Consider the following 24,616-nt stretch of genomic DNA (forward strand, 5'->3'; position numbering starts at 1 on the left):
GGATCAGATACCCCAGAGAATCTGCACACCCCAGACGAAGTACGCGAACATTGCAACGCCGCATACCGCCTGGAACAGGAAACGAATCGCAGTCGCCGACTTGCCGAACGCCATTGGCGTCAGGTAGTCAGTGGCGATGGTCCACATGCCGACCCAGGCGTGAGCGCCCAGGGCCACCAGGGCCAACAGACTGAAGATACGCATCGCGTTGTTGGAGAACAGGATGTGCCACTGGGCGTAATCAATGCCCGGGTGCACCACCAGGTAGCCGATCAGGAAAATGAAATAAGCCGCGAGAACGACCGCAGAAACGCGCTGCGCCATCCAGTCATAGAGGCCCGAACGCGACAGGTTCGTGACATTGGTTACCATACCCAAACTCCCGCCAGAACGATCACCACCACGGAGATGACAATCACGATTTTCGAGCCCAGTTTGCCGCCTTCCAGCGTCTCACCGATGCCCATGTCCATGATCAGGTGGCGCACGCCTGCCACCAGGTGATACAGCAGGGCGGATAGCAGGCCCCAGGTCACCAGCTTGGCCAGCGGGCTGGTCAGACACGCTTTCACCTCAGCGAAGCCTTCCTCGGATCCGAGCGACTTGCCCAATGCATAAAGCATGATGGCAATACCCACGAAGAGGATGACACCGGAGATACGGTGAAGAATGGACGTGTATGCGGTGACAGGGAGCTTGATGGTCCTTAGGTCTAGGTTTACAGGTCGTTGGCTTTTCACGGCTTTTTTCACACTGAAGAGCCCCTAGCTAACAGGGCAAAGTTGTTGGTAAGTGTACTGGTCAGGTACCCACCACCCAGAGAACGGCGACCCCCATCAGGTCGGGCTTGCAAGCCCCTGGCGGTCGGCTGCCGAGTATAGACAGTTAGGCTGCTTATGACAACGTGAGGGGCTAGCCCAAATAGCGCATTGCCTTTAGCGAGCAAAAGGCGTAAATGGGCGACAATTTCGTGAAAAATCAGGGCTTAGAGGGCATTTCAACCAGCCTTTAGGCAAATTGACATTCGAATTTATCCCTCTATAGTGGTGCGGGCCCTGCGTGGGGGGTCTGTCTGATGATTTCTAGCATTAATAGGAGGCCACATGGCTGACAAAAAAGCGCAGTTGGTCATCGAGGGCGCTGCCCCCGTCGAGCTGCCCATTTTAACCGGCACCGTTGGTCCCGATGTAATCGACGTCCGCGGGTTGGGGGCTACCGGTCACTTCACCTTCGACCCTGGTTTCATGGCGACTGCCTCGTGCGAGTCGAAGATCACCTATATCGACGGCGACAAGGGTGTCCTGCTGCACCGCGGCTACCCGATCGAACAACTCGCCGAGAAATCGGACTACCTCGAAACCTGCTACCTGCTGCTCAACGGCGAACTGCCGAACGCTGAGCAGAAGGCCCAGTTCGTCAGCACCGTGAAAAACCACACCATGGTCCACGAGCAGCTGAAGTCCTTCTTCAACGGTTTCCGCCGCGACGCTCACCCAATGGCGGTGATGTGCGGTGTGGTTGGCGCCCTCTCGGCGTTCTACCACGACTCCCTGGATATCAATAACCCGCAACACCGCGAAATCTCCGCGGTGCGCCTGGTCGCCAAGATGCCGACCCTGGCCGCGATGGTTTACAAGTACTCCATGGGCCAGCCGATGATGTACCCGCGCAACGACCTGTCGTACGCGGAGAACTTCCTGCACATGATGTTCAACACCCCGTGCGAGATCAAACCGATCAGCCCGGTGCTGGCCAAGGCAATGGACCGGATCTTCATCCTCCATGCCGACCACGAGCAGAACGCCTCCACCTCGACCGTACGTCTGGCCGGCTCTTCCGGTGCCAACCCGTTCGCCTGTATCGCAGCCGGCATCGCCGCACTGTGGGGCCCGGCACACGGCGGCGCCAACGAAGCCGTACTGACCATGCTCGATGAGATCGGCGATGTGTCCAACATCGACAAGTTCATCGCCAAGGCCAAGGACAAGAACGATCCGTTCAAGCTGATGGGCTTCGGTCACCGGGTCTACAAGAACCGCGACCCGCGCGCCACCGTCATGAAGCAGACCTGCGACGAAGTCCTGCGCGAGCTGGGCATCAAGAACGACCCGCAGCTGCAACTGGCCATGCGCCTGGAAGAGATCGCCCTGACCGATCCGTACTTCATCGAGCGCTCGCTGTATCCGAACGTCGACTTCTACTCGGGGATCATCCTCAAGGCGATCGGCATTCCAACCAGCATGTTCACCGTGATCTTCGCCCTGGCACGTACTGTGGGCTGGATCTCGCACTGGAAAGAAATGCTCTCCAGCCCGTACAAGATTGGCCGCCCGCGCCAGCTGTACACTGGCGAACCGCAGCGTGACATCGTCAACCTGACGGATCGCAAGTAAGCTCATCGAGCTGAACGCAAAAAGGCTGCCCTCGGGCAGCCTTTTTTGTTCGTCCGGTTCGCAGCCCCGTCTCAGGGCTTCTCAGCGCGCTCACGCAGCGCTTTGAGCGTATTGAACGGCGCATCGACCACGAACTTGTTGGCCACCATCGCCGGCACGCTGCCACCTGGCTCGGTATGCACCTGGTAGGTCACCTCAGTGCTGTCACCCTGGGGCACCAGCTTCCAGAAACCCTCGACCTTGGCCACCCGCACATAGCCCTGCTCTTCAGGGAGGTACTGCGGTTTCTCTTCCAGCTTACGGGTCAAGCTGCCGTCCGCCTCTTGAATCGTGGTCACTTGCAGGATCGAGTCGCGCGGGGTTACTGGCCACGGCGTATTGAACTGGGTATAGGTCCAGCTCTGGTCACCTTCGTGCTTGAGCAGTTTCTGCGACTTGCACTCGTGAATCCAGGCGCAGGCCCCAACCACATCCTCCTGCAACGCCTTGACCTTGGCCAACGGCGCCTTGATCACGGTCACCCCGCGATACGCCTTGTACTTGGAGCCTGCGACCTCACTGAGGGACACCTTGATGCCCTCCTCGTCCTTGGCCACCTGCCAGTTCTCGGCCCAGGCGGCAGGCGCCAGCAGGACACCCATGCCACACAGCAGTGCAATACGCTTGAACGATCTCATCATCTTTATCCTTGTTGTCGAAGATCCAGCCAATCACGCCGCCGTCATCTGCTCCAGCCAACCGAGTAATCTGATCGCCTCATCACTGTCACTGCCACACACTTCCACATCCGCCTTGAAGCCACCGCACACCGCGGGGCGCTCAGGTCGGCCGAACAGCTCGCAAAGATTCTGCGCAGTCAGATGCAGGCAACGCTCCCCGGCCGGCTTGCCGTTGGGCATGCGCGGCATCGGCGAACTGATGGAAGGGGCAATGCAGCAGGCGCCGCAACCCTCTCGGCATTTCATGAAAACAGGACTCCCTGGAACGAAACGGGACGAACGTCCCTGGATAGTAACCGCTCAAACATACGTTTGAAATTGTTGACCGGATGAAATTGCCGTGACCTGGCAGTCAGTTCCGGCTACTGGCGAAACTCAAAATCGATGGCCGCCCCTTCGACATCATGGCGACTGTCATTGCGCAGCTGCAGCTGCATTTCGTTGCTGATCAGCCGGCCATTGAGCTGGAACGGGCTGTCATCGACCGGCGGGGTCTGCGGGAACATCGACGGCAGCAAAGGCTTGCGCCGTGATTTGCCGGTGGATTTCGAGGTATTCACGTTGGGCTCGAGCTGATTGACCATTTCCAGGGGCAGACTCAGGTCGAGCTTGGGCTTGGGCAGCGGCTTGGCCACCGCCTTGCTGACCGCCTTACGTTTTGCCTTGGCCGCAGGCTTGGCCTTGTTGCGACTGACAGCCTTGACCGGGGACTTGTTAGTCTTGGTCGCGATAGGCTTTTTCGCGGGCTTGGCCGGGGCACTCTTGGCCGCTGCCGCCTTGGTTTGCGGCTGGGCAGCCTGCAACATACCGCTGGAGAGGCACAGCGGCGCAAGACAGAGCAACAGGGCAAAAGAGCGAAGCGCTTTCATGGACATCAGGTACTGGCATAAAGATGCGTATGCTGTCTGTTCCGCCCGCATCTGGCAAGACAGGCTTTGTGCGAAAAGTCACCATTGGGCGACATTGCGCACAACGCCTAGAACAGCGAGCCGGTCGATTCCTTGCACAACTGATGGGCCAGCAAGCCAAGGGTGATCACCGCGCGCTCCGCCTCTTTGTTCCACGGAATACCGCAGTTCAGGCGAATACAGTGGTTGAATTGCTCGGTATTGCTGAAGATCAGCCCAGGCGCAATGCTGATGCCCTGCTCCAGCGCACGCACGTGCAAGTCCTGGGTATTGACCCGCCCTGGCAGGCTGACCCACAAAATGAAGCCACCGGTAGGCCGGGTCATCTGGGTACCTTCAGGGAAGTGCTGCTGCACCGCCAGCTGATAAGCGCTGAGGTTCTTGCGGTATTCCTGGCGAATGAAGCGCAGATGGCGATCATAGCCGCCGTTCTCCAGATAGGCCGCCACCCCCATCTGCGTCACACTGCAAGCTGAGTGGGTAGTGAAGGTCTGCAAGCGCTGGATCTCGGCCTGATAGCGCCCAGCGATCATCCAGCCTACCCGCACACCCGGCGACAAGGTCTTGGAAAAGCTTGAGCAATAGATCACCCGATCGAGGCGATCGAAGGCCTTGAGCGCCTTGGTCCGACCCTGCTCGAACATCAGCTCGCCGTAGATATCGTCCTCGACGATCTGGATGTCGAAATCCGATGCCAGGCGCAGCAGTTGCTTCTGGCGCTCTTCAGGGATGGTGCCGCCGAGCGGATTACTCAAGCGCGCGGTCAACACCAAGGCCTTGATCGACCACTGGTTAGCCGCCAGCTGCAAGGCTTCCAGGCTGATCCCGGTGGACGGATCACTGGGGATCTCGATGACTTTCAGGCCCAACAAGTCGGCCAATTGCAGCAAACCATAATAAGTCGGCGACTCAGCAGCGATCAGATCACCCGGCCGGGTCAGTACCCGCAACGACATCTGCAAGGCATCGACACAGCCATGGGTGACGATCACTTCACGCGGATCGACCAGCACCCCGGCATCACGCATGCGAATAGCAATTTGCCGGCGCAGTGGCTCAAAGCCGGGGCTGAACATGTAACTGAACGCCCGCGGGCTATGAAAGCGGGTGACCTTGGCCAACTGCTGATGCAGCGCCCTGACCGGCAGGTAATCCACGTGCGGCACCGCCGCGCCGAACGGAAACACGCCATCGCGACGGGCCTCGGTCAGCACTTGCTGAATGATGCTGGCACGTGTGACCAACCCGGGGCGCTCGACCCGGGCGATATCCGGGGTCTGCGCGGTCAGGGCGGGAGTCTGGTGCACGTAGTAGCCAGACTGCGGCCGGGCGCGGATCAAGCCCTGATCTTCGAGGTTGGCGTAGGCCTGCAACACCGTGGCATGGCTGACATTGAGCTGGGCGCTCATCTTGCGCACGGAGGGCACGCGTTCGCCTGGCTGGTAGACACCGCGACGGATGTCATCGGCCAGTTGCTGGGCGATGCGCTGGTAGAGCAGCAGGTTGGTCATGACGGTGTTCTCGAAGCGCGGACAGGTCGTTGTTGTTGTGCGACACACTGAGAGGCAGAGTACCGGAACAGTTGCAAAGTGTACTGGGACAGATTGCAGAATAGTCGACAACACAGTGGCGTGACCAGCGCCTCGAAGCGCCGATGTCGTGCTCAGAACAACCGAGGCGGGAGGCGTCTTGTCGCGGCGAGCTGCCGCAAAGGGGCGCCAGGCGCCCCACCCTGCTCCAAGATCACCGCGGGGCGGCGAGCTTGCCTTTATCGTCAGAGAAAACGATCTCAACCCGGCGATTCTGCGCCCTGCCCCGCTCCGAGGCATTGGCTTCGATCGGATATTGATCGCCATAGCCCTCGACCTGGATACGCTTTTCATCGACCCCCAGGTCGACCAGCATGTCCGCCACCGACTGGGCACGATCACGCGACAATTTGAGATTGTCTTGCGCCGTACCGGTGCTGTCGGTGTAGCCTTCGATTCGCACCACTCGACGCGGATTGAGTTGAAGGAACTGCACCAACTTGAGAACGGTGCGGCTAGCCGAATTCTTCAGATCCGCCCGTCCGGTATCGAACAACACATCGCCCAGGGTCATCACCAAGCCACGATCGGTCTGCTCGGAGGCCAGCGCAGCGATTTGCGCCTCAACCCACTTGCCTTGTTGCTGCACGCTGGCCAACTTGGCCTCGCGCAGGGCCAGTTGCAGGCGCTGGCGATCCAGGTCGAGCTTGGCGATCCGCTCCTGGTTGAGCGCAAGCTTGGCATGCTCAGCGGCAATCTCACTGTAGCGCTGGCTCAGGTAGGCGTAGTGACGCACATCGGCACCGGTGCCGATGTAGCTGGACAGGCGCTCGGCCCGGGCCAACGACTCACCGGCACGGATCACATCACGCGGCGCACTGCGCAGCACATTGGAATCGTCCTTGACCTTCTGGAACGCTGCACTGGCCTCATCCAGGGCCGACTCGCTACGCTGACTGGCGCAGCCCTGCAAGCCGACCAGGGCCAGCAAGGTCAGCGCGGCCATTGGCTTGAAGCGCATCATGGCTGCACCTCCAGCTGTTTGCGCAAGCGTTTGACGCGCGACTGCAGCAGTTCGAGCTGCTCCTCGCTCTTGTGGGTCAGCACCCGCGCCTCGGCCAGGCGTGCATCGAGCTCAGCCTGTTCGGCGCGCATGCGCGCATCGCGATGGTCTTCGGTGGCCAAGTTGCTCTTGGCTCGGGCCAGCTTGTCTTCGGCCAGCTTGAGCTCGGGCACCTGCTCGGTGGCGCCGACCGCCTTGGCCTGTTCCAGCGCCTGCTCGGACAGGCGCAACTGTTCATTGGGCGCCGGGTCATTGGCGCAACCGGCCAGGCCGAGTGCGGCCATCGCCAGAATCAAGGGTTGGATTCTCAACGCAATCTTCCTACTGTTTGGGGGCGTCCAGCGGCGCCTGCATCTGCGCCTTCCAGCGCTCGACATTACGTTGCAGGACAGCCTCGGACGCACCGGAGATCGGCAATTCTGTCAGCTTTTTAGCCAGTTGTCCGCGCAACCAGCTGTCGTTGCAGGCCGAATTGTGCGACAGCGCCAGGTACAAGCCCGGCCGATCCACCGGCAGGCCGCGGGCGATCAGGTCATTGGCCATGCCCAGCCCCTGCACCATGGCCATGCCCGAGTAGCGGCCAGCCAGCACATAATCGACCTGGCCCAGCACCAGCTTCTGGAATGCCTGGGTCAGGTTCTGCGACGGCGTCAGCTTGAGCTGGGCCTTGGCGAAGGCATCGAAGGCCGGCGTCAGCCGAGCGCGCTCGGACAGGCTGCCCTGGTACTGGGCCAGGTCCGCCGGGCCGTCGAACTGCACATTGCCATCGTGGCGAGTCCACACCAGGTATTCGTTCAGTTGCAGGGGCGGATGGATGTAGTCCAGTGCGGTCAGCTGCTGCACTTGCATGGGCGTGTCGAGCAACAGGTCCATGCGCCCGCTGCGCACTTCTTCCAAGGCCTGATCGCGCTTGCCGGCATGTAGCACTTCGACCGTCACCCCCAGCTCACTGGCAACTTGGCGCAGCAAATCGACATTGGCGCCGATCAGATGGCGAGGGTCTTTTGGGTCTTGCCAGGAATAGGGGGGAGCATCCGGGCTGCCGGTCGCCACCAGGCGCTCGCATTTACCCGCCGCCATCGCCAGCGGCGACAGCAACGCCGCCAGGCAAGCCAGCAGCGGGCCCGTTCCGCGATACTTCATGCGCTACTCCTTGCAGCCATAAAAAAAGCCCGACCCTCGATGAGGGCCGGGCTTCTTTATAAGTGAAGCAGGCGAATCAGACCAGCTTTTCCAGCTCTGGAACGGCTTCGAACAGGTCCGCGACCAGGCCGTAGTCAGCCACCTGGAAGATCGGCGCCTCTTCATCCTTGTTGATCGCAACGATCACTTTGGAATCCTTCATGCCGGCCAAGTGCTGGATTGCGCCGGAGATGCCGACCGCGATGTACAGCTGCGGGGCGACGATCTTGCCGGTCTGGCCGACCTGCATGTCGTTGGGCACAAAACCTGCGTCGACCGCGGCGCGCGAAGCACCGACTGCGGCGCCAAGCTTGTCGGCCAGGGCATACAGGTGCTTGAAGTTGTCACCGTTGCCCATGCCACGACCGCCGGAAACGACGATCTTGGCAGCGGTCAGTTCAGGACGGTCGGACTTGGCCAGCTCTTCACCGACGAACGCCGATTTGCCCGCATCGTGCGCCGAGGCAACCGCTTCGACCGCAGCCGAACCACCCTCGGCGGCGACAGCGTCGAAGCCGGTGGTACGCACGGTGATGACCTTGACCGCAGCGCTCGATTGCACGGTGGCAATGGCGTTACCGGCGTAGATCGGACGCTTGAAGGTATCGGCCGATTCAACCGAGATGATCTCGGAGATCTGGTCGACATCGAGCAGCGCAGCAACGCGTGGCAGGATGTTCTTGCCGTTGGTGGTGGCGGGGGCCAGCACGTGGCTGTAGCCCTTGGCCAGCTCAGCTACCAGCGGCGCGACGTTTTCCGGCAGCAGGTGGGCGTAGGCTGCGTTATCGGCAACCAGTACCTTGGCCACGCCAGCGATCTTGGCCGCAGCCTCAGCGACGCCACCGACGTTCTGGCCTGCGACCAGCACATTGACATCGCCACCGATCTTGGCAGCAGCGGCGACAGTGTTCAGGGTAGCCGGGGCAACGGCACCGTTTTCGTATTCAGCGACAACCAGGATAGTCATTTAGATTACCTTCGCCTCGTTCTTCAGTTTCTCGACCAGTTCGGCCACCGACTTGACCTTGATGCCAGCGCTGCGAGCAGCCGGCGCTTCAACTTTCAGGGTCTTGGTGGTGGAGGCGGTGGAAACGCCCAGCGCGTCTGGAGTCACGGTTTCCAGCGGCTTCTTCTTGGCCTTCATGATGTTGGGCAGCGACGCGTAGCGCGGCTCGTTCAGACGCAGGTCGGTGGTGACGATCGCTGGCAGGTTGAGCGCAACGGTCTGCAGGCCGCCATCGATTTCACGGGTGACGTTGAGCTTGTCGCCAGCCACTTCGACCTTGGAGGCGAAGGTGCCTTGGGCGTAGCCCGTCAGCGCCGCCAGCATCTGGCCGGTCTGGTTGTTGTCACTGTCGATGGCCTGCTTGCCGAGGATCACCAGCTGTGGCTGCTCCTTGTCGACCAGGGTCTTGAGCGCCTTGGCCACGGCCAGCGAGTTCAGCTCGTCGCTGGTCTCGACCAGGATGGCGCGATCAGCACCCAGCGCCAGCGCGGTGCGCAGTTGCTCCTGGGCTGCGGTCGGGCCGACGGCGACGGCGACGATCTCGGTCACAACGCCCTTCTCTTTCAGGCGCACGGCTTCTTCCACGGCGATTTCGCAGAAGGGGTTCATGGACATCTTGACGTTTGCAAGGTCGACGCCGGAGTTGTCCGCCTTGACGCGAACCTTGACGTTGTAGTCGACCACTCGTTTGACAGCTACAAGAACCTTCATGGATTCCTCGTTACTCTCCGGTGAAAAGAATGTCGCCTGGGGCTGGCCCGGCGATTGCGCGTGGGTACAAGGGCACCTCTAAAAACGTTGCGGGGCGAGCGATCTTCACAGTGACCAATCAGTCTTGTTCAGACCCTGCCGGCAAAACCCGCGAGTCATTTTCTGTCGTGGCGTGTAAACTCCACTACACAACGGGTTTTAGCCTCAAAACCCTGCTCTACGCCTGGTCTTTAGGGGTGCACCTGCGCCCGACGGTCAGCCTACGGCGAGCGTAAAACCGCTCGTATCTTGACCGTAACACCCATCCCGGTCAATACGGCAAATCGGCCAGCCTCCAGCCGCGTACCTGTGATTTTACTGGGCTGCGGCAAATTCAAACAAACGTTTGTATTGGACCCGCCGAGTGGTGTAGATATAATGCGCGCCAAGACAAAACGGTGTAGTCCGCCATCCGCAAAGCTACAGCATAGATAGCTGCGAGTGACCCACCGATAAAACCCACAAGACAAGCAACAGCGATGAGCCTTGAGTAGGAGAGAACCAGTGGAACGCGAATACATGGAATTCGACGTGGTCATTGTCGGCGCCGGGCCGGCAGGCCTGTCCGCCGCCTGCCGCCTGAAGCAGAAGGCCGCCGAAGCCGGTAGCGAGATCAGCGTCTGCGTGGTCGAGAAAGGCTCCGAAGTCGGTGCGCACATCCTCTCTGGTGCGGTGTTCGAGCCGCGCGCGCTCAACGAGCTGTTCCCCGATTGGAAAGAGCTCGGCGCGCCACTGAACACCGAGGTCAAGCGCGACGACATCTATGTGCTCAAGGACAAGGGCAGTTCGGTCAAGGTACCCGACCTGTTCGTGCCCAAGACCATGCACAACCAAGGCAACTACATCATCTCGCTGGGCAACCTGTGCCGCTGGCTGGCCCAGCAGGCCGAGAACCTGGGCGTGGAAATCTACCCAGGCTTCGCAGCCCAAGAGGCGCTGTTCGATGAAAACGGCGTGGTTCGCGGCATCGTCACCGGCGACTTGGGCGTCGACCGCGAAGGCAACCCCAAAGACGGCCTGTACACCCCAGGCATGGAGCTGCGCGCCAAGTACACCCTGTTTGCCGAAGGCTGCCGTGGCCACATCGGCAAGCAGCTGATCAAGCGCTTCAACCTCGACAGCGAATCCGACATCCAGCACTACGGCATCGGCATCAAGGAAATCTGGGAAATCGACGCGGCCAAGCATGAGCAAGGCCTGGTGGTGCATACCGCCGGCTGGCCGCTGGATGTGGTCAGCAGCGAAAACACCGGTGGCTCGTTCCTGTATCACCTGGAAAACAACCAGGTGGTGGTCGGCTTGATCGTCGACCTGTCCTACGCCAACCCATACCTGTCGCCGTTCGACGAGTTCCAGCGACTCAAGCACCACCCGGTGATCAGCCAGTACCTCGAAGGCGGCAAGCGCATCAGCTACGGCGCCCGCGCCATCTGTAAGGGCGGCTACAACTCGCTGCCCAAGATGGTCTTCAACGGTGGCGCGCTGATCGGTTGCGACCTGGGCACGCTGAACTTCGCCAAGATCAAAGGCAGCCACACGGCGATGAAATCCGGCATGCTCGCCGCCGATGCAGTGGCCGACGCGCTGATCGCCGGTAGCGAGGGCGGCGATGCGCTGACCACTTACGTTGACGCATTCAAAGCCAGCTGGCTGCATGACGAGCTGTTCGCCAGCCGTAACTTCGGCCCGGCCATGCATAAGTTCGGCCCGCTGTTTGGCGCAGCCTTCAACTATGTCGACCAGAACTGGTTCGGCGGCAAGCTGCCGTTCACCCTGCGCGACACCAAGCCCGATTACGCTTGCCTGAAGCTTGCGGCCGACTCCAAGAAGATCGACTACCCCAAACCCGACGGCAAGCTCAGTTTCGACAAGCTCAGCTCGGTATTCCTCTCCAGCACCAACCATGAAGAGGAACAACCCTGCCACCTGAAGCTGACCGACCCGAACATCCCGATCGCCAGCAACCTGCCGCTGTACGACGAGCCGGCCCAGCGCTATTGCCCGGCCGGGGTCTACGAGGTGGTCACCCAGGAAGACGGCGCCAAGCGCTTCCAGATCAACGCGCAGAACTGCGTGCACTGCAAGACCTGCGACATCAAGGATCCGGCCCAGAACATTACCTGGGTCACCCCTGAAGGTGCCGGTGGGCCTAACTACCCGAACATGTAAGTGCAGCGCGCTGTATGAAAAAGCCCCCTGGCCGTGAGGTCAGGGGGCTTTTTTGCACTCAAGGCGGTGGGCCGAGACGCATGCAGAAGTGTCTAGGTCGCTCGTGAGAGCGAGCGCCACCCGCGTTACTTCTCAGCACACATGACCGGCACCGCCTGCGAATCGAACACCAACCGCTCCCGCCCCTTGAAATACAGAGCCGTAAGCAAGCCGACCATGCCCATCAGCAGACAAAAGCCGACACACACCCACGGGCTCCACGGCATCAAGGCAATCAGCGCCAGCGGCGTGGTACTGGCCCACAAGGCGTAGGCGACGTTGTAGGTGAAGGAAATACCCGACACGCGGATCTGCGCCGGAAACAGCCCGACCATCACCGACGGCACCACGCCGACCACCCCACAGCACAGTCCGGCCAGGGCATAGGCCGGCCAGATCAGGCTCCACTGCCCCACCAGGCTGGCATACAGCGCGCCAATCCCAACAGGCAGCAACAGGCTGTAGATCTTCAGCGCCCGCCAGGCGCCCAGGCGGTCGACCAGCAACCCGGCCAACACGCAGCCGATATTCAAGAACACGATGCCAACGCTGCTCAAGGCAAAGGTCTGCCCGGCCGCAATGCCAAAGCGCTGCTGCATCACGGTTGGGGTGATCACCACCAACACCACCACCGCCGAGGTCAATACGCAGGTCAGCAACGCCGCCGGCAGCAACGCCCGGCGATGCTCGCGCAACACCTGGCGCAGCGGGAACGCCACCGGCTGCTCGCGACGCTCGCGCAAGGCAAGAAATACCGGCGTCTCGCTCAGCCAGCGGCGCAGCCACACGCCGATCACCCCAAACACCCCGCCCAGCAGGAACGGATAGCGCCAGGCGTAATCGAGAATCTCCTGCGGGCTGAACAGTTGCGCCAGCAAGGTCGCCGTCAGCGCGCCCAGCAGGTAACCGAAGGTCAGCCCCGCCTGCAGAAAGCCCAAGGCATAACCGCGCCGCCCTTCGGGCGCATGCTCGGCGACAAAGGTCCAGGCACTGGGCACCTCCCCGCCCACGGCGGCGCCCTGCAAGATACGCAACGCCAACAGGATCAGCGGCGCCGCGTAGCCGATATCGGTATAGGTCGGCATCACCCCGATCAACAGGCATGGCAGGGCCATCATCACGATGCTCAGGCTGAACACCCGCTTGCGCCCCAGATGATCGGCAAAGTGCGCCATCAGGATGCCGCCCAACGGGCGCGCAAGATAACCGGTGACGAAAATCCCGAAACTCTGCAGCAGGCGCAGCCACTCGGGCATCTCAGGCGGGAAGAACAATTGGCTAAGGGTCAGGGCGAAGAACACGAAAATGATGAAATCGTAGATCTCCAACGCGCCGCCCAACGCCGCCAGGCCCAGGGTCCGGTGGTCGCCACGGGTAAACCGGGGCTGGCGAGCGGTATCGATGGCAGTCATGGCAGGGGTCCGCAGATCGGCAAAGGGCAAGAGGATAGCAAATGCCCGCGGCCTGTTGCCGCATGCCGTTCAGCTTGAGCGACTGAATACCGTCTGGGCGAAGTTCAGCCGCTGGCGCGGATAGGCCGAATGACCGGACAGGCCCGGCGGCAGAGCCACCTGCCCGACCACCACCGGCAAGTCGATGATCGACATGAACGACTCCAGCGCCTCGCTATCTGGCACCTTGGGCAGGCTGATGCTCACCGCCTTGCGCTCGCTCTGCGCGACCGCCGGTACTTTCAGATGTTGCGAGTGATACAGCAAGGCGTGCTGAATCTGCGTGCTGACCCGGCAAAAACGCGCCAGGTCGACACCGGCATGGCTGGCCAGGTCTATATTGCCAATCAGCAGGTTGAACGGCTGCAAAGCGCATTGCACCAGGCGCTGCAGGTCATCGAAGTTGTCTACCGGGGCGATCCGGTAATAACCCAGGGCATTGAGCATCTTCTCCAGCTGCAAGCGTTGGCTGGGGTGCTCGTCGGCGATGAGGATGCGCATGCATTTGTTTGGCATCGATCGAACCTGGGCAGCAAGGTGATGGAAACTCCCTGACCATACTGCGCCAGTACAGGCAATCGCCAGGGCGATGCCTGGAGAGGGTCTTCATTGATAGTTGTCCTGAAACCCGGAGAAATCAAGTCGCCAGCACCGGGATTTGTCGCCCATCGCCCAGGTTTTGCTCAGGATTCCCACTGACGCATGCGCACCCGGCAGTGCTTCATGGCATTGACGATGTGCTTTTCCACGAGACTGCGCGAAATACCCAGGTGTTCGGCGATCTGCTGGTGCGACATGCCGTCGAGTTTACGCAACAGAAAACTGTCACGACACGGCGCGCTGAGCTCATCCAAGGCACGCTGCATCAGCGCCAGACGCTGGTTCAATTGCATGCTCTGGGACGGGGCCGGGCTGTGCCAGCGCTCGTCAAGGTCGAGCACCTCCAGCGGTTCGGCCTTGCGTACCAGGTGGCGCCGATGGCGATCGATCACCAAGTTCATCGCCGTGCGATAGAGGAAGGCGCGCGGGTTCTCGATCTGCTCAGGCTCGTTACGCTCCAGCACCCGCAGGTAGGCATCATGGATAACATCTTCCGCCGCCTGACGATTACCCAGGCGCGCACTGAGGAAGCTCACCAACTCGCGATAGTAATGTTCCACGACGGCACCTGGCATGTCCCTGCACAACGGCGAAGGAGGAAAAGCTCGAAGGAGTGATATCAAGCTGGAATCTTACAAATTATAATGATTCTCAGCAACAGACAGGCACTCGCCTAGGCTAAATCATCTGCACTGCGCTTCGTTTATCTGGGACCTCCGTGCGCATCCACTTGGCAGCGCGTGGCCATCCTTCTGGCTGGAAGTCCACATGAGTCGCACATCCAATACCCGCCGTCGCATCCTCCTCGGCGGCCTGGGCCTGCTTGGCCTGGGCAGCCTGCTGGCGTGGCAGGCGCTGCCCTTCGGCGCCCTGCCCGTCAGCACCGTCGCCGTGACCCGCGCCGATATAGAGAGCAGCGTCACCGCCCTTGGCACCTTGCAACCCAGGCGCTATGTCGATGTCGGCGCGCAGGCATCCGGGCAGATTCGCAAGCTGCACGTAGAAGCCGGGGATGAGGTGCGCCAAGGCCAGCTACTGGTCGAGATCGATCCTTCCACCCAGCAGGCGAAATTCGACGCCGCCCGTTTTGCGATCGACAATCTCAAGGCGCAACTGGCCGAGCAACGCGCCCAGTTCCAGCTGGCTCGCCAGCAGTACCAGCGCCAGCGCAGCCTCGCCGCAGCCGGCGCCAGCCGCGATGAAGACCTGCAGATCGCCGATGCCCAGCTCAAGGTGACCCAAGCGCGGATCGACATGTACCAGGCGCAGATCCACCAGGCCCAGGCCAGCGTGCGCAGCGATGAGGCCGAACTTGGCTACACCCGCATCTATGCCCCCATGGACGGAACCGTGGTCGCAGTGGATGCCCGCGAGGGCCAGACCCTCAACGCCCAACAGCAGACCCCCCTGATCCTGCGCATAGCCAAGCTCTCGCCAATGACCGTCTGGGCCCAGGTTTCCGAGGCCGACATCGGCAAGGTCAAACCCGGCATGACTGCCTACTTCACCACCCTTGCCGGCGGCAAGCGGCGCTGGACCAGCACGGTCAGGCAGATCTTGCCGATCCCGCCCAAGCCGCTCGAGCAGACCAGCCAAGGCGGCGGTAGCCCGATCAGCGCTAGCTCCGCAGGCAGCGCCAGCCAGGTAGTCCAGTACACCGTGCTGTTGGACGTGGACAACCCCGATGGCGCCCTGATGGCTGAGATGACGACCCAGGTGTTCTTTGTCGCAGGTCACGCCAGCCAAGTCCTCACGGCGCCGTTGGCCGCCCTCGACGACAGTGATGGCGACGGCCTGCGCCTGGCCCAGGTGCTCAACCGCCAGGGCAAGATCGAACAACGGCAAGTGCGCACTGGCCTAAGCGACCGGCTGCGGGTGCAGATCCTCGATGGCTTGAGCGAAGGCGAGCAACTGGTCATTGGCGCGCCTCGCGCCAGTGGAGGATAAATGTCAATTCCCCTGATCGAGCTGAGCGACATCCGCAAATCCTATGGCGGCCTCGACACCCCCACCGTCGAGGTGCTGCGCGGGGTCAGCCTGAGCATCTACCCTGGCGAGTTCGTCGCCATTGTCGGTGCGTCCGGCTCCGGCAAGTCGACTCTGATGAACATCCTCGGCTGCCTCGACCGACCCACCAGCGGCAACTATCGCTTTGCCGGCAAGGATGTTGCCGAGCTGGGCAGCGACGCGTTGGCCTGGCTCAGGCGCGAAGCCTTCGGCTTCGTGTTCCAGGGCTATCACCTGATCCCCTCGGGATCAGCCCAGGAAAACGTCGAGATGCCAGCCATCTATGCCGGCATCCCACCTGCCCAACGCCACAGCCGAGCCAGCGTCCTGCTCGAGCGCCTGGGCCTGGCCAGCCGCACCGGCAACCGCCCCCACCAGCTCTCCGGCGGCCAGCAACAGCGCGTGTCGATTGCCCGGGCCTTGATGAACGGCGGCCACATCATCCTCGCCGACGAACCCACCGGCGCCCTGGACAGCCAGAGCGGCGCCGAAGTCATGGCCCTGCTGGACGAATTGGCCAGCCAAGGCCATGTGATCATCCTGATCACCCACGACCGCGAGGTGGCGGCCCGTGCACACCGGGTGATCGAGATCCGAGACGGCCTGATGCTCAGTGATTCGGCCGCAGATCGGCTGCCCGGCGCGCGTCACCCCGGCCTGCAAGCGCAGGAGCTACGCCAGCGCCTGGACCGCGGCGCCACCTTGCGCGGTGCCTGGAAGGGCGAACTGCTCGAAGCCCTGCAAGCCGCCTGGCGGGTGATGTGGATCAACCGCTTTCGCACCGCCCTGACCCTGCTCGGCATCGTCATCGGCGTTGCCTCGGTGGTGGTGATGCTGGCCGTCGGCGAAGGCAGCAAGCGCCAAGTCATGGCGCAAATGGCCGCGTTCGGCTCGAACATCCTCTACCTCAATGGCGCACCGGCCACCCTGCGCGAGCCCGCCGGCACCATCACCCTGGACGATGTCGCCGCCATCGGGGAACTGCCCCAGGTCAAGCACATCATGCCGGTCACCGGCGAGAAGATGATGGTCCGCCACGGCAACAACAGCCAGCAGTTCTACGTGGGGGGCAACAACACCTGGTTTCCCGAGATCTTCAACTGGCCGGTGGTCGAGGGCGCTTTCTTCAGCGAAGCCGACGAAGCCAGCGGCGCCGCTGTTGCAGTGATCGGGCAGAAAGTCCGGGAAAAAATGCTCGACCCCCAGGCCAACCCGCTGGGTCAGTACCTGCTGATCGGTAACGTGCCGTTCCAGGTGGTCGGCATTCTCGCCGGCAAGGGCGCCAGCTCCGGCGACCAGGATAGTGACGGGCGAATCGTCATACCCTACTCGTCGGCGGCCATGCGCCTGTTGGGTCATCGTGACCCGGACTACATCACCATCGCAGCAGCCGACTCCAGCCGGGTAAGCGAAACCGAGCGCGCCATCGATCACCTGCTGCGCCAGCGCCACCACGGCAAGCACGACTTCGAACTGACCAACGACGCCGCCCTGATCCAGGCCGAGGCCCGTACCCAGAACAGCCTGTCGCTGATGCTCGGCGCGATTGCCGCCATCTCCCTGCTGGTGGGCGGGATCGGCGTGATGAACATCATGCTCATGACGGTGCGCGAACGCACCCGCGAGATCGGTATCCGCATGGCCACCGGCGCACGTCAGCGCGACATCTTGCGCCAGTTCCTCAGTGAGGCGGTGATGCTGTCGATGGTCGGCGGCGTGACCGGTATCGTCCTGGCGCTGAGCGTCGGCGCCGGCCTGATGCTGGCCGGCATCCCGGTGGCGTTCGCCCTGCCCTCGATCCTCGGCGCCTTTGCCTGCGCCGTGATTACCGGCGTGCTGTTCGGTTTCATGCCTGCCCGCAAGGCCGCCCGCCTCGACCCGGTCAAAGCCCTTACCAGCGAATAACCTATGACATTGCCAAGCCGCATCAGTCTGCTGACCCTAAGCCTGTCCCTGGCCGCCTGCAACAGCCCCCCTGCCCCCAGCGCCGCCATCGAGCCGCCCGCCACCTGGCAGGCGGCAACTGACCAGACGGCACGCGGGTTTGCCGATGCCCAGTGGTGGCAAGCCTTTGCCAGTAGCGAGCTGGATCAGCTGATCGAACGCGCCCGGCGTGACAGTCACGACCTGGCAGCCGCCGCCGCCAGGGTGCGGCAAGCCCAAGCGCGGGCGACGATCGCCGGCGCACCGCTGCTGCCAGAACTGCAAGCGGGCCTGGACAGCAGCCGCCAACACCTGCTGCATGGCCAAGGCTACGAACAGCTCGATGTCGATAGCAGCGAACGCACCAGCACCTCGTTCGATGCCCGCCTGAGCGCCAGCTACGAGATCGACTTCTGGGGCGGTGTACGCGCCGCCCGCGACAGCGCGCTGCGTAGCCTCGACGCCAGCCGTTTCGATCGCCAGACCGTCGAGTTGACCCTGCTCAGCTCGGTTGCCAACAGCTACCTGAGCACCCTGGCGCTGCAGGAGCAACTGCGCATCGCCCGGCTGAACCTGGACAACGCGCGCAACGTCCTGCGCTTGGTCCAAGCGCGGCACAATTCAGGCTCGGCCACCCGCCTGGAACTTGCCCAGCAGCGTAGCCTGGTGGCGGCACAAGAACGCCAACTGCCCCTGTTGGAGCAACAGTGGCAAGACAGCCGCGTCACCCTGGCCACCTTGCTCGGCCAACCGGTTCAGCAGCTGGGGCAAAGCCAAGGGTCGATCAACGCGCTGCGCTGGCCCCGAATCGGCAGCGGCGTGCCCAGCGAGTTGCTGGCGCGGCGCCCGGATATCGCCGCCGCCGAAGCGCGCCTGGCCGCTGCCAGCGCCAATGTGCAGGTCGCCAGGGCAGCCATGCTGCCCAAGCTGACCTTGGGTGCAGACCTGGGCAGCGGCGCACGAACCCTGGTCGATGTCTTCAGCAGCCCCTACTACACCTTGACCGCCGGTCTTGCCGCACCCATTTTCAACAACGGCCGGCTGCGCGCTTCGCATCAATTGGCGCAGGCCGAGCAAGCAGAGCTGCTCGAAGACTATCGCGCCAGCATTGTCGCCGCCTTCGCCGATGTGGAAAAAGCCCTCAATGCCACCCATGGCGTCGAGCGCCAGAGGCAGTGGCAGGATCAAGAAGTGGAGCAATCGCGCATTGCCTTCGACCTGGCCCAGCAGCGTTACGCCGCCGGCGCCGAAACCCTGCTGACGGTGCTGGAAAGCCAACGCACCCTGTATCAGGCCCAGGACCAGCAGGCGCAGTTGCAGCTGAGCCAACTGCAGGCCAGCGTGGCCCTGTACAAAGCCCTCGGCGGCGGCTGGCAGGCCGCCCAGGCGCCACGCTAGCGCGCCTATCGGTGGCTGTCGCCTGGGTCAGAGCGAGCGTTGCCTGACCTTCAGGTGCCGCGCATACCAAGGACGGCGCGGCACCTTGCGCAGCAGGCCGTCAAAGCGCTCTTCGTCGGCGTAGATGATGCGCAGGGCCAGCTTCATGGTTTCCGGGTCCATCTCCACGCTGCGCCCTGGGCGCAAGCCCGGGACGCTGCTGCAGCCATGGGTGTCGGGCCCCAACCAGGGATCGGCCACCTGTACCCAGCGCCCCGCGGCGAACCAAGGCACGCCATTGACCTGCACGCGCACCACCTCACCCGGGTGGAAACGTTCATGGGCGCGAAACCAGTCCTCGATGCGATCGTCGATCCAGCCATGGAAGCGCCAAAACACCGGATTCACATGCGACGAGAACGGGTCGCCAAGAAAGTCGTTTTCGGCGCCGTACCAGCGCCCTGCGAAATCATCCGGCGTGCGCGCCATCGGCACCGGCATGCCGTTGACCGGGTCGCGCGGCACCGAAGCCCAGCGCATGTGCAACCAGTCATGCAAACCAAGCTCAAGCTCCGAGCCGAACTGCCCCAAGGTCAGTTTGGACAAGTATTGAGGGTCCGAGTAACGCGACTCCCAGACCTCGAAGTTGCCGTGAAAGGTCTCGGCGCTCTTGATGTCCCTGACCCACTGGGTGTACTCGTCATCGTCCGAGGCCAGCCAGGTCGGGGGCAAGGCATTGCCATCCTGGTTGTCGAAGTAACGCGCGAACCCCTGTCGATCACGCTCAAGCTCAGGCTGGGGTAGCGGGAACCGGGTCCATGACGGCAGGTCCTGGATGGCCCGCGCCGCGCCGAGCATGTGCCGGTGCATGAACAGGAAATCTTCCCCCGAGCCATTGCGGTCTTTATGCCGACCACGGGCGTCGCGCTCGCGCTCACGTGGCCCCGGCTGCCAACCCAGGCCACGTAGCGCCTGATGCTTATCCTTGGCCAGCTTGTGCCACTTGTCTCGCGATGCATGCCATAGCTGGTGGAACAGTCGATGCTCAGGCGTGATCAGCCACTCGACCAGTGATGCAGACAGCGCCGTGCGCTCGCGCGCCTCGGGAAACACCTGCTTGCTGGCCAGGAAGCGGTTGTCCTGCTCGGGCAACGCCAGTGGCCGATCCAGGCGCAGGATCCGCCCATTGAGGGTCGCCGGGCCGGCATTGCCGAACTCACCCCAGACCTCATCCAGCACCACCTGACACTCATAGCGTGGCAGCTGCCCCCCATCGTCGAGGGCAAACAAGCGCCAGCGCAGGGTCCCCGGCTTGTCTGCAGGCAGGTCACCGACGACCCGGTAGCGCGGCTGCTGGTCACTGCGCAAGCGCTCGGGCGTGTCCAGGAAGCCACGAATGGCCCGGCCGCGCTGGGCAACATCGAGAAACAACTCCAACGGCTGATGCTCAAGACCCTCAAGGCCTGCATCGCTGCCCTTCAAGGTCCAGCGCCAGATCCCGCGCAAGGTATCACCCAATTGCTGACCCGGCGTATCGGCAAGCTCCACGACCGCCTCGCCGGCTGTTTCGGGAAACTCATCATCAGCTGTGAGCTGGCGCTGCGCGTACCACGCTCCAGGTACCGCAACACCTGCCAGCGCCACACTTGCGATGAAGCCTCGTCGGGAAATCGTCATTGAACTACCTGTGCCAGTCGTTATGGCCGCAAGCACGGCCCATCGAAGGCTAAAACGTTGTGCGCAGGGGAAAATTTAACCCTGCCCGACCTCTGCGCAGGCGCACGCGAACACTGCCCCCAGCCCACCGCCGAGCGCTAAATTTCTTGCCTTTGCGCTCGTTCTCTCCAGGTAGCAATGGCCTCGAGCCCGAACCTCTGCGGCGAACCTACTGAGACCGAGATGACGACACCACGCTGGAAAAAAGCCCTGTACATCAGCCTGGCCACTACCCTGACCGTAAGTGCCGGGCTTGCCGCCTGGTACTACCTGGACAAGGACGGTTACCCCAAGGAGGTGGTGCGCCAGGCCAATGATCTGCAGGAACGGATTATTTCGTTTGATAGCCACATCACCCTGCCGCTGAGCTTCGGCACCGAAGGCAATGAAGCCGACCAGGACGGGCCGGGGCGCTTCGACCTGGTCAAGGCCGCCCGTGGGCGACTGTCCGGCGCCGCACTGACGATCTTCGCCTGGCCGGAATCCTGGACCGGCAACAATGGCCCGCACCGCCCTACCGACGGTTTTGTCGACGCCGCCCGGCACACCCAGGAGGTACGCTACAACGCCATCACCGCCATGGTCCGCGACTTCCCCAACCAGGTTGGCATCGCCTATACCCCGCAGGACATGCGCCGGCTGCATGGCGAAGGCAAGTTCGCGGTATTCATCAGCATGCTCAATGCCTACGCCCTGGGCGATGACATCGACCTGCTGGACAAGTGGGCCGCACGCGGTGTGCGCATGTTCGGCTTCAGCTATGTCGGCAACAACAGCTGGGCCGACTCTTCGCGCCCGCTGCCGTTTTTCAATGACACCGTCGACGCGCTGGGAGGCCTGTCCCCCCTGGGTCGCCAGGCGGTTCAACGGCTCAATGACCTGGGCGTGATCATCGATGTGTCACAGATGTCGGACCAGGCCCTGAGCCAGGTCGCCCAGCTCAGCCGCGCCCCGCTGGTGGCCTCGCACTCGGCGCCCAGGGCCGCGGTGGATATCCCACGCAACCTCAGCGACAAGGACATGCAGCTGATCAAGGACAGCGGCGGCGTGGTGCAAATCGTCGCCTTCGGCACTTACCTGAAGCCGCTGAGCGAAAAATCCCAGGATCGGCTCAATGCCCTGCGGGCACGCTTCAGCCTGCCGCCATTGCCTAACCAGGCCTACGCACTGATGCCCGGCGACCCGATCATCGCCGGCTGGCCGGAGCAGAAAGTCGGCGAGTATGCCGAAGCGCTGTACGCCATCCTCGATGAGGAACCGCAGGCAACGCTCAAGGACTATGGCGACGCCATCGACTACGCGGTGCGCAAGATCGGTATCGACCATGTCGGCCTCAGCTCCGACTTCAACGAAGGTGGCGGGATCGCCGGCTGGAACGATGCCAGCCAGGCACGCAACGTCACCGCGGAGCTGATCGCCCGGGGCTACTCGGAGGCCGACATCACCAAGCTCTGGGGTGGCAACTTCCTGAGGGTCTGGGAGCAGGTGCAACACGCTGCCCGTCCGACCACCACCTCCTCCCGTTGAACTGCGAGCCTTGCATGAACGATCGCCGTACTTTTCTCAAGCATGCCGGACTGCTGGCGGCCAGCTTGCCCTTGGCCAGCCAGTTGCTGGGCTCGGCCCAGGCCACCCCAAGGCCAACCACCGGCAGCGACCCGTGGGCCGCTTTTCGCCAGCTGTTCGACCTCGACCCTGACTACGCCCACTTCGCCAATTTCCTCATCACCTCACACCCCAAGCCTGTGCGCGAGGCCATCGAGGGCTACCGGGCCAAGCTCGATCGCCACCCGGCGCGCTGGGTTGACTGGGACACCCAGGAAGACTGGAAGCGCGAAGCCGAGGTTCGCGACTGGGCCGCTCGCTACCTGGAGGTCAAGCCGCGCCAGATCGCCCTCACCGGCAGCACCACCGAGGGCCTGGGGCTGATCTACGGCGGCCTGCGCCTGGCGCCTGGGCAAGAGATCCTGACCACCGAGCACGAACACTATTCAACCCGCAACATCCTCGCCTACCGTAGCCAGCGCGAAGGCACGCCGGTGCGCAAGGTGCGCCTGTTCCAGGATCCGGCCAAGGTCTCCGACGACGAGGTGCTCGGCACCATTGCCGCAGCGATCCGCCCGCAGACCCGGGTGCTGGGCATGACCTGGGTGCACTCAGGCAGCGGCGTGAAACTGCCGGTGGGCGAAATCGGCGCACTGGTGCGCGAGCTCAACGGCAAGCGTGACGATAGCCAGCGCATCCTCTACGTGATCGATGGCGTGCATGGCTTTGGCGTCGAAGACATGCGCTTCGCTGACCTGCAGTGCGACTACTTCATCTCCGGCACCCACAAGTGGATGTTCGGCCCCCGCGGCACCGGGATCATCTGCGCCGCCTCCACCGAGCTCAAGCACCTGACGCCAACCTTCGCGACCTTCTCGGAAAACGAAGACTTCGCCACCACCATGACCCCCGGTGGCTACCACGCCTTCGAACACCGCTGGGCGCTGGGCAAGGCATTCGAGCTGCACCTGCAACACGGCAAGGCCGCGATTGAGGCACGCATCCACGGCTTGAACGACTACCTCAAGGAGCGCCTGGCCGAAATACCCGCCATTGAGCTGGTGACGCCACGTAGCGCCCGGCATTCGGCGGGGTTCACCTTCTTCCGGATCAAGGGCCAGGATGCCGACGCCGTGGCCGCCGAGCTCAACCGCCAGCGCATCGTGGTCGATGCGGTCGATCGCGATGTCGGCCCGGTCGTGCGCACCGCCCCTGGCTTGCTCAATACCGAGACAGAAATCGATCGCCTGATCGAGGCGCTGCGCCAACGCCTGCGCAGCTGACTTTTCCACCCTTCTTGTTGTAGCCAAACGCTGACGGAAACCACTCCATGTCCGACGAACGCTTCACGTCATTGCCCTCTCCCGCGCGAACCTTGCGCCAGCTCAGCTGGTGCGCCGCCCTCGGCCTTGCCGCCAGCGCCCAGGCTGCGGACAGCCCCAAGCCGGGTAGCGTGTTCCAGGACTGCAAGAGCGCCTGCCCGCAAATGGTCGTGCTGCCTGCCGGCAGCTTCCTGATGGGCACTCCAGAGGATGAGCTCGGCCGCGAAGGCGATGAAGGCCCGCAGCACACCGTGACCTTTGCCAAACCCTTTGCCATCAGCCGCTACCACGTCACTGCCGGCGAGCTGGATGCCTACATCCGCGAAAGCGGGGTGAAGATCGCCGACGGCGATACCCGCCCTGGGCGCTTCTGCGCAGCCAGCAAACCCACCTACAAGCAGGGCCCGCGCCAGCCCGCGGTGTGCGTCAGTTGGTTCGATGTACAGGATTACGCCAAATGGCTGTCGAAAAAGACCGGGCATAACTACCGCATGGTCAGCGAAGCGCAGCGCGAATACGCCGCACGCGCAGGCTCCAGCGGCCCGTTCCCATTCCCCTTCGATAACAACGACCCGAGCAAATACAGCATCGCCCAGCACGCCAACACCTACGGCCCCACCGACGGCTACTCCTACACCGCTCCCGTAGGCAGCTACCGGGCCAATGCGTTCGGCGTCCATGACATGCACGGCAACGTCTACGAGTGGGTCGCCGATTGCTGGAACGATGGTTACCAGGGCGCGCCGGCCGATGGCAGTGCCTGGACCACCGGTGACTGCAGCGTGCGGGTCATGCGCGGCAACGACTGGGGCGAAGCGCCGGTGTTCTCGCGTTCCGGCAACCGCAACAACCGCGCCCCTGACGTGCGCGGCGATTTCCTGGGCTTTCGGGTCGTTCGCGAACTCTGATGACCCTTA

General features: G+C 62.8%; 23 protein-coding genes. 8 read left to right on the forward strand and 15 right to left on the reverse strand.

Translation table 11 applies throughout. The features are described 5' to 3' along the window. Window positions 1-3: 3 nt before the first annotated feature. A complete protein-coding gene (gene sdhD / locus AAZU54_RS11285) occupies window positions 4-372 on the reverse strand; it encodes a succinate dehydrogenase, hydrophobic membrane anchor protein (protein ID WP_186555702.1) in 369 nt (122 codons plus the stop codon). Continuing rightward, a complete protein-coding gene (gene sdhC, locus AAZU54_RS11290; protein ID WP_186555701.1) occupies window positions 366-752 on the reverse strand; it encodes a succinate dehydrogenase, cytochrome b556 subunit in 387 nt (128 codons plus the stop codon). The genes sdhD and sdhC overlap by 7 nt, the downstream gene beginning before the upstream one ends. Before the next feature lie 351 nt (window positions 753-1,103). On the opposite strand from sdhC, the gene gltA reads away from it, so the two are divergent. Next, complete coding sequence (gene gltA, locus AAZU54_RS11295) at window positions 1,104-2,393, forward strand: citrate synthase (RefSeq protein WP_186555700.1); 1,290 nt, start codon at window positions 1,104-1,106, stop codon at window positions 2,391-2,393. Between the two features lie 71 nt (window positions 2,394-2,464). Here gltA and AAZU54_RS11300 read toward each other — a convergent pair whose 3' ends face one another. The 9 genes from AAZU54_RS11300 to AAZU54_RS11340 all read right to left on the reverse strand — a co-directional run bounded on the left by AAZU54_RS11300 (window position 2,465) and on the right by AAZU54_RS11340 (window position 9,511). Continuing rightward, a complete protein-coding gene (locus tag AAZU54_RS11300) occupies window positions 2,465-3,070 on the reverse strand; it encodes an START domain-containing protein (RefSeq protein ID WP_186555789.1) in 606 nt (201 codons plus the stop codon). Window positions 3,071-3,103: 33 nt separating this feature from the next. Continuing rightward, the gene (locus AAZU54_RS11305; protein ID WP_186555699.1) at window positions 3,104-3,358 is read right to left on the reverse strand and encodes a YkgJ family cysteine cluster protein; all 255 of its coding nucleotides are present in this window, start codon (window positions 3,356-3,358) and stop codon (window positions 3,104-3,106) included. Between the two features lie 116 nt (window positions 3,359-3,474). Next, entirely contained in the window at window positions 3,475-3,981 is a 507-nt protein-coding gene (locus AAZU54_RS11310) for a hypothetical protein (protein WP_405129277.1), read from the reverse strand. A gap of 107 nt (window positions 3,982-4,088) precedes the next feature. Then, window positions 4,089-5,531, reverse strand: a complete 1,443-nt coding sequence (locus AAZU54_RS11315) for a PLP-dependent aminotransferase family protein (RefSeq protein WP_186555697.1) — start codon at window positions 5,529-5,531, stop codon at window positions 4,089-4,091. 232 nt (window positions 5,532-5,763) lie between these two features. Continuing rightward, complete coding sequence (locus AAZU54_RS11320; protein WP_312152625.1) at window positions 5,764-6,573, reverse strand: OmpA family protein; 810 nt, start codon at window positions 6,571-6,573, stop codon at window positions 5,764-5,766. Next, complete coding sequence (locus AAZU54_RS11325) at window positions 6,570-6,923, reverse strand: DUF4398 domain-containing protein (protein ID WP_186555695.1); 354 nt, start codon at window positions 6,921-6,923, stop codon at window positions 6,570-6,572. Before AAZU54_RS11325 ends, AAZU54_RS11320 begins: the two co-directional genes overlap by 4 nt. 10 nt (window positions 6,924-6,933) lie before the next feature. Next, entirely contained in the window at window positions 6,934-7,755 is an 822-nt protein-coding gene (locus AAZU54_RS11330; protein ID WP_312152626.1) for a substrate-binding periplasmic protein, read from the reverse strand. 76 nt (window positions 7,756-7,831) lie between these two features. Further along, window positions 7,832-8,761: an electron transfer flavoprotein subunit alpha/FixB family protein gene (locus AAZU54_RS11335; protein ID WP_186555693.1), complete on the reverse strand. Its 930-nt coding sequence runs from the start codon at window positions 8,759-8,761 to the stop codon at window positions 7,832-7,834. Beyond that, window positions 8,762-9,511 carry an electron transfer flavoprotein subunit beta/FixA family protein gene (locus AAZU54_RS11340; protein WP_434727159.1) on the reverse strand — a complete coding sequence of 250 codons (750 nt, stop codon included), beginning with the start codon at window positions 9,509-9,511 and terminating at the stop codon, window positions 8,762-8,764. 543 nt (window positions 9,512-10,054) lie between these two features. Here AAZU54_RS11340 and AAZU54_RS11345 point away from each other — a divergent pair. Beyond that, window positions 10,055-11,719, forward strand: coding sequence for an electron transfer flavoprotein-ubiquinone oxidoreductase (locus AAZU54_RS11345; protein WP_434727160.1), 1,665 nt, complete (start codon window positions 10,055-10,057; stop codon window positions 11,717-11,719). Between the two features lie 125 nt (window positions 11,720-11,844). On the opposite strand, the gene AAZU54_RS11350 is transcribed toward AAZU54_RS11345, so the two are convergent. The 3 genes from AAZU54_RS11350 to AAZU54_RS11360 all read right to left on the reverse strand — a co-directional run bounded on the left by AAZU54_RS11350 (window position 11,845) and on the right by AAZU54_RS11360 (window position 14,369). After that, entirely contained in the window at window positions 11,845-13,170 is a 1,326-nt protein-coding gene (locus AAZU54_RS11350; protein WP_434727161.1) for an MFS transporter, read from the reverse strand. Between the two features lie 69 nt (window positions 13,171-13,239). Further along, window positions 13,240-13,725, reverse strand: coding sequence for a histidine kinase (locus tag AAZU54_RS11355; protein ID WP_186555689.1), 486 nt, complete (start codon window positions 13,723-13,725; stop codon window positions 13,240-13,242). A gap of 167 nt (window positions 13,726-13,892) precedes the next feature. Further along, window positions 13,893-14,369 (reverse strand): sigma-70 family RNA polymerase sigma factor, encoded by a 477-nt coding sequence (locus tag AAZU54_RS11360; protein ID WP_186555688.1) that lies wholly within the window; start codon window positions 14,367-14,369, stop codon window positions 13,893-13,895. A 208-nt stretch (window positions 14,370-14,577) separates the two neighbouring features. On the opposite strand from AAZU54_RS11360, the gene AAZU54_RS11365 reads away from it, so the two are divergent. From AAZU54_RS11365 to AAZU54_RS11375, 3 genes are read left to right on the forward strand one after another with little or no spacing between them, the layout of a single operon-like run. Further along, window positions 14,578-15,756: an efflux RND transporter periplasmic adaptor subunit gene (locus AAZU54_RS11365; RefSeq protein WP_186555687.1), complete on the forward strand. Its 1,179-nt coding sequence runs from the start codon at window positions 14,578-14,580 to the stop codon at window positions 15,754-15,756. Next, complete coding sequence (locus AAZU54_RS11370; protein WP_434727162.1) at window positions 15,757-17,721, forward strand: MacB family efflux pump subunit; 1,965 nt, start codon at window positions 15,757-15,759, stop codon at window positions 17,719-17,721. Between the two features lie 3 nt (window positions 17,722-17,724). Further along, window positions 17,725-19,137 (forward strand): efflux transporter outer membrane subunit, encoded by a 1,413-nt coding sequence (locus AAZU54_RS11375; RefSeq protein WP_434727163.1) that lies wholly within the window; start codon window positions 17,725-17,727, stop codon window positions 19,135-19,137. A gap of 27 nt (window positions 19,138-19,164) precedes the next feature. Here the strand turns inward: AAZU54_RS11375 and pvdP are convergent, their stop codons facing one another. Beyond that, the gene (pvdP, locus tag AAZU54_RS11380; RefSeq protein ID WP_186555684.1) at window positions 19,165-20,793 is read right to left on the reverse strand and encodes a pyoverdine maturation tyrosinase PvdP; all 1,629 of its coding nucleotides are present in this window, start codon (window positions 20,791-20,793) and stop codon (window positions 19,165-19,167) included. Window positions 20,794-21,015: 222 nt separating this feature from the next. On the opposite strand from pvdP, the gene pvdM reads away from it, so the two are divergent. The 3 genes from pvdM to pvdO are packed head-to-tail and all read left to right on the forward strand — an operon-like array spanning window position 21,016 to window position 24,607. Further along, on the forward strand, window positions 21,016-22,359 hold the full coding sequence (pvdM, locus tag AAZU54_RS11385) for a pyoverdine-tailoring dipeptidase-like protein PvdM (RefSeq protein WP_186555683.1): 1,344 nt from the start codon (window positions 21,016-21,018) through the stop codon (window positions 22,357-22,359). A gap of 14 nt (window positions 22,360-22,373) precedes the next feature. Beyond that, the gene (pvdN, locus tag AAZU54_RS11390) at window positions 22,374-23,660 is read left to right on the forward strand and encodes a pyoverdine-tailoring periplasmic protein PvdN (RefSeq protein ID WP_434727164.1); all 1,287 of its coding nucleotides are present in this window, start codon (window positions 22,374-22,376) and stop codon (window positions 23,658-23,660) included. A 47-nt stretch (window positions 23,661-23,707) separates the two neighbouring features. Beyond that, entirely contained in the window at window positions 23,708-24,607 is a 900-nt protein-coding gene (gene pvdO, locus AAZU54_RS11395) for a dihydropyoverdine dehydrogenase (protein WP_434727165.1), read from the forward strand. The last annotated feature ends 9 nt before the right edge of the window (window positions 24,608-24,616 follow it).

This window comes from Pseudomonas sp. Je.1.5.c, from assembly GCF_051129895.1.
GTDB classification, from domain to species: domain Bacteria; phylum Pseudomonadota; class Gammaproteobacteria; order Pseudomonadales; family Pseudomonadaceae; genus Aquipseudomonas; species Aquipseudomonas urmiensis.

Bases quoted from the DNA above. Each gene is read 5' to 3' on its own strand.
- sdhD (WP_186555702.1), bottom strand. From the start codon at position 372: ATGGTAACCAATGTCACGAACCTGTCGCGTTCGGGCCTCTATGACTGG.
- gltA (WP_186555700.1), top strand. From the start codon at position 1,104: ATGGCTGACAAAAAAGCGCAGTTGGTCATCGAGGGCGCTGCCCCCGTC.
- AAZU54_RS11300 (WP_186555789.1), bottom strand. From the start codon at position 3,070: ATGAGATCGTTCAAGCGTATTGCACTGCTGTGTGGCATGGGTGTCCTG.
- AAZU54_RS11305 (WP_186555699.1), bottom strand. From the start codon at position 3,358: ATGAAATGCCGAGAGGGTTGCGGCGCCTGCTGCATTGCCCCTTCCATC.
- AAZU54_RS11310 (WP_405129277.1), bottom strand. From the start codon at position 3,981: ATGAAAGCGCTTCGCTCTTTTGCCCTGTTGCTCTGTCTTGCGCCGCTG.
- AAZU54_RS11315 (WP_186555697.1), bottom strand. From the start codon at position 5,531: ATGACCAACCTGCTGCTCTACCAGCGCATCGCCCAGCAACTGGCCGAT.
- AAZU54_RS11320 (WP_312152625.1), bottom strand. From the start codon at position 6,573: ATGATGCGCTTCAAGCCAATGGCCGCGCTGACCTTGCTGGCCCTGGTC.
- AAZU54_RS11330 (WP_312152626.1), bottom strand. From the start codon at position 7,755: ATGAAGTATCGCGGAACGGGCCCGCTGCTGGCTTGCCTGGCGGCGTTG.
- AAZU54_RS11335 (WP_186555693.1), bottom strand. From the start codon at position 8,761: ATGACTATCCTGGTTGTCGCTGAATACGAAAACGGTGCCGTTGCCCCG.
- AAZU54_RS11340 (WP_434727159.1), bottom strand. From the start codon at position 9,511: ATGAAGGTTCTTGTAGCTGTCAAACGAGTGGTCGACTACAACGTCAAG.
- AAZU54_RS11350 (WP_434727161.1), bottom strand. From the start codon at position 13,170: ATGACTGCCATCGATACCGCTCGCCAGCCCCGGTTTACCCGTGGCGAC.
- AAZU54_RS11355 (WP_186555689.1), bottom strand. From the start codon at position 13,725: ATGCCAAACAAATGCATGCGCATCCTCATCGCCGACGAGCACCCCAGC.
- AAZU54_RS11365 (WP_186555687.1), top strand. From the start codon at position 14,578: ATGAGTCGCACATCCAATACCCGCCGTCGCATCCTCCTCGGCGGCCTG.
- AAZU54_RS11370 (WP_434727162.1), top strand. From the start codon at position 15,757: ATGTCAATTCCCCTGATCGAGCTGAGCGACATCCGCAAATCCTATGGC.
- AAZU54_RS11375 (WP_434727163.1), top strand. From the start codon at position 17,725: ATGACATTGCCAAGCCGCATCAGTCTGCTGACCCTAAGCCTGTCCCTG.
- pvdP (WP_186555684.1), bottom strand. From the start codon at position 20,793: ATGACGATTTCCCGACGAGGCTTCATCGCAAGTGTGGCGCTGGCAGGT.
- pvdM (WP_186555683.1), top strand. From the start codon at position 21,016: ATGACGACACCACGCTGGAAAAAAGCCCTGTACATCAGCCTGGCCACT.
- pvdN (WP_434727164.1), top strand. From the start codon at position 22,374: ATGAACGATCGCCGTACTTTTCTCAAGCATGCCGGACTGCTGGCGGCC.
- pvdO (WP_434727165.1), top strand. From the start codon at position 23,708: ATGTCCGACGAACGCTTCACGTCATTGCCCTCTCCCGCGCGAACCTTG.